The sequence below is a fragment of the Methylobacterium sp. WL18 genome (assembly GCF_008040015.1).
GTDB lineage: Bacteria > Pseudomonadota > Alphaproteobacteria > Rhizobiales > Beijerinckiaceae > Methylobacterium > Methylobacterium mesophilicum.
In genome coordinates, this window is record NZ_VRVD01000434.1 from 1 (window position 1) to 4,033 (window position 4,033).

Below are 4,033 nucleotides of genomic sequence, written 5' to 3' on the forward strand. Positions count from 1 at the left end.
CCGCCGGGTCGAGCGTGGCGGTCTCGGCGCCGAGCGCGCCGGCCGAGGCCAGCGATCCGGTCAGTAGGGCGGCCAGCGCGACGAGGCTGGAGCGCGGGACGCGCATCGTGATCTCCCGGGACGCGGCGGCAGGGCCGCACGCTCAGATTGTGATTATCCGCTCAAGCGTGGCGTTGAGCAACTGCAGTCTTCGTCGTCTAGTCTTCAGTTCTTGCGCCGAAACATCTTATCGGAATGGCAAACGATGTGTTGTCGTTTGGTCGGTCCAGTGGGCTCGACAGAGCCGCGAAGTCGTTCGTCAGGCCGGCGCTCTAGGAAACGCCCGGTGCGCTAGCGCACCCCGCCCTGGCTAGGCGGCGTCCTCGGCCTTCTCGTCGCCTTCCAGACCAAGGTCCTTCAGCTTGCGGTAGAGGGTGGATCGGCCAATTCCGAGGCGGCGGGACACTTCGGACATGCGCTGCCGATAGAATTGCAGCGCGAAGCGGATGATCTCGGCCTCCAGCACATCCATGGTCTTCATCTCGCCGGTCTCCTCGGTGACCAGCGACATGGCATGTGGGTCGCGGACCTCGACCCTGACGATCTCGCGCACCGGCTCGGGGGCGTAGGCCGGCATCTGCGGCTGGGTGGGCGCCGCCGGGATGCGGACGTCGAACCCTTCGACTTGGGCGGCGATCTGCGGGAACTCGGCCACGGTCAACTCGTCGCAATCGGCGAGCACCACGGCGCGGAACAGGGCGTTCTCCAGCTGGCGGACGTTGCCCGGCCAGGGATAGCGGGTGAGCAGCGCCATCGCCTCCGGGGTGATCGCGCGGACCCGCTTGCCCTCTTCCGCCGAGAACCGGGCACAGAACGAGCGCACCAGATCCGGGATGTCCTCGCGGCGCGCGCGCAGGGGCGGCAGCGTCATCGGGAAGACGTTGAGGCGGTAATAGAGGTCCTCGCGGAACTTGCCCTGCTTCACGAGGTCGAGCAGCGAGCGGTTCGTGGCGGAGACCAGGCGGATGTCGACCCGTACGGAGCGCTTGCCGCCGACCGGATCGACCTCGCCTTCCTGAAGCGCGCGCAGCAGCTTGACCTGCGCGTCCAGGGGCAGTTCGCCGATCTCATCGAGGAACAGGGTGCCCCCGGAGGCCTCGACGAACTTGCCGGCATGCTTTTCGGTGGCGCCCGTGAAGGCGCCCTTCTCGTGGCCGAACAAGGTCGACTCGACGAGGTTTTCCGGGATGGCACCGCAATTGACGGTGACGAACGCCTTGCCGCGCCGGTCGCCCGACCCTTGGATCGCCCGGGCGAGCACTTCCTTGCCGACGCCGGACTCGCCCTCGATCAGCACCGGGATGTTGGATTTGGCCGCGCGCTCGGCGAGGCGGATGACCCGCTCCATGTCGGGGCTCTTGGACGTCAGGTCCTTGAAGGTCAGCGCCCCGGAGGCGCGGCGACGCATCCGGCGCACCTCCTCCTCCAGCACGTCCACCCGCAGGGCGTTCTTGATCGAGACCTGAAGCCGCTCGGCCCCGGCGGGCTTGACCACGAAGTCGACGGCGCCCGCCCGCATGGCGTTGACCACGGCGTCGATCGAGCCGTTCGAGGTCTGCACGATGACGGGCGTGTCGAGCCCGCTGCTGCGCATCTCGGCGAGCACGCCGAGCCCGTCGAGACCCGGCATCACCAGGTCGAGGAGGACCACGTCCGCACCTTCGGTCTTCAGCACGGTCAGCGCGTCGGCGCCGGTCTCCACGACGCGTGCGTTGAAACCGAACCGGCGCACCGCCGCCTCGGCGAGGCGCCGCTGAACCGGATCGTCGTCCACGATGAGAACGGTGGTGGACATGGCGGCTCCCTGCGCGGCGCGTCAGGCCCGGAGACGGCTCGGGACAGGCCCGCACCGCACCGCCTGAGTCGGCGACTGTTTCGTTTCGAACCGTAGGGTGCCGGAGAGACGTAAAGTGGCGCTTAACGACGTTTGCATTCGGTCGTCACAGCGTCGGGGCGGCCGGTGCCGTTGAACGCGTGGCCGCGCGCTCGATATCACGGTACGAGGATGAGCCCCCCAACAGGATCGCGAGACATGATGCCGAGCACCACCGCTTCGCCGGTGAACGTCCGTCTGCCCGAGGGCGTGAGCGCCGCACGCGCCGCCGCCAAGGCCGTCGACCTCGGCCATCTTCCGGAATGGGATCTGTCGGACCTCTATTCCGGTCTCGAGGCCCCGGAATTCGCAGCCGACATGGCCCGGGCCGAGGAGATGTGCCGCGGATTTTCAGACCGCTATGCCGGCCGGATCGCCGAGCTGGCCGCAGCGGAGAACGCATCCGAGCGCCTCGCCGAGGCGGTCAAGGCCTACGAGGGCATCGAGGATCTGCTCGGCAAGCTGATGTCGTTCGCCGGCCTGATCTATTCCGGGGACACGACCGACGAGGCGCGGGCCAAGTTCTACGGAGACACCCGCGAGCGCCTGACCGATGCCTCGGCCGACCTGCTGTTCTTCGCCCTCGAGCTGAACCGGGTCGACGATGCGGTGATGGATGCCGCGATGTCCCAGGGACCGCTGGCGCATTACGCGCCCTGGATCGAGGATCTGCGGCGCGAGAAGCCGCACCAGCTCGACGACCGCACCGAGAAGCTGTTCCTGGAGAAGTCGGTCACGGCCAACGCCGCCTGGGACCGGCTCTTCAATGAGACGATCGCGGCCCTGCGCTTCACCGTCCAGGGCGAGCAGATGCCGCTCGAGCCGACGCTCAACAAGCTGCAGGATCCGGACGGCGCCGTGCGCCGCGAGGCTGCGGGCGCGATCAGTGAAGTCCTGCGCGGCAATCTCCGCGTGTTCACGCTCATCACCAACACGCTCGCCAAGGACAAGGAGATCTCCGACCGCTGGCGCGGGTTCAAGGACGTCGCCGACGCGCGCCATCTCGCCAACCGGGTCGAGCCCGAGGTGGTGGCCGCCCTGGTCGATGCCGTGCAGGCGGCCTATCCGCGGCTCTCGCACCGCTACTACCGGCTGAAGGCCAAGTGGTTCGGCCAGGATGCGCTGCCCTACTGGGACCGCAACGCGCCGCTCCCGAGGGTCGAGCAGCGCACGATTCCCTGGACGGAGGCCCGCGACACCGTTCTGTCGGCCTACGACGCGTTCTCGCCGAAGATGGCCGGGATCGCGAAGCGGTTCTTCGACGAGCGCTGGATCGACGCGCCGACGCGGCCCGGCAAGGCGCCGGGCGCCTTCGCGCACCCGACCGTCCCTTCGGTCCACCCCTACGTCCTCGTGAATTATCAGGGGAAACCGCGGGATGTGATGACGCTCGCCCACGAACTCGGCCACGGCGTCCACCAGGTGCTGGCCGGTCCGAACGGCGCCCTGATGGCGCCGACGCCCCTGACGCTCGCCGAGACGGCCAGCGTGTTCGGCGAGATGCTGACCTTCCGCAAGCTGCTGGCGGCGACCACCGACACGACGCAGCGCCGGGCCATGCTCGCCGCGAAGGTCGAGGACATGATCAACACGGTCGTGCGCCAGATCGCGTTCTATTCGTTCGAGCGGAAGGTCCACCTCGCCCGCGCCAAGGGCGAGTTGACCAGCGACCAGATCAACGCCCTCTGGCTCTCGGTCCAGGCGGAATCGCTGGGGCCCGCCATCACCCTGGATGCGGGCTACGAGCCGTTCTGGGCCTACATCCCCCACTTCATCCACTCGCCGTTCTACGTCTACGCCTACGCGTTCGGCGACTGCCTCGTGAACTCGCTCTACGGAGTCTACGCGAAGGCCGAATCCGGTTTCGTGGACCGCTACTTCGCGCTGCTCGCGGCCGGCGGCTCGAAGCCTTACGGCGAGTTGCTCGCACCGTTCGGCCTGGACGCCCGGGACCCGGGTTTCTGGCAGATCGGGCTCGGGATGATCGAGGGGATGATCGTCGAGCTGGAAGGTATGGACTGATTGCTTAGCGGCGTGAGGAAAAAATTGGGGGGGGAAACATTAGAGAAGCCGCCAAAACGATAAAAAAATAAGAATGGAATTATAAAAAAAGCCAAAAAA

General features: G+C 67.2%; 2 protein-coding genes. One reads left to right on the forward strand and one right to left on the reverse strand.

The window, feature by feature from the left end; translation table 11 throughout:
- Positions 1-349: 349 nt before the first annotated feature.
- Positions 350-1,834, reverse strand: coding sequence for a sigma-54 dependent transcriptional regulator (locus FV228_RS22350; protein ID WP_147856610.1), 1,485 nt, complete (start codon positions 1,832-1,834; stop codon positions 350-352).
- Between the two features lie 237 nt (positions 1,835-2,071).
- On the opposite strand from FV228_RS22350, the gene FV228_RS22355 reads away from it, so the two are divergent.
- On the forward strand, positions 2,072-3,934 hold the full coding sequence (locus tag FV228_RS22355; RefSeq protein WP_147856611.1) for a M3 family oligoendopeptidase: 1,863 nt from the start codon (positions 2,072-2,074) through the stop codon (positions 3,932-3,934).
- Positions 3,935-4,033: the final 99 nt, after the last annotated feature.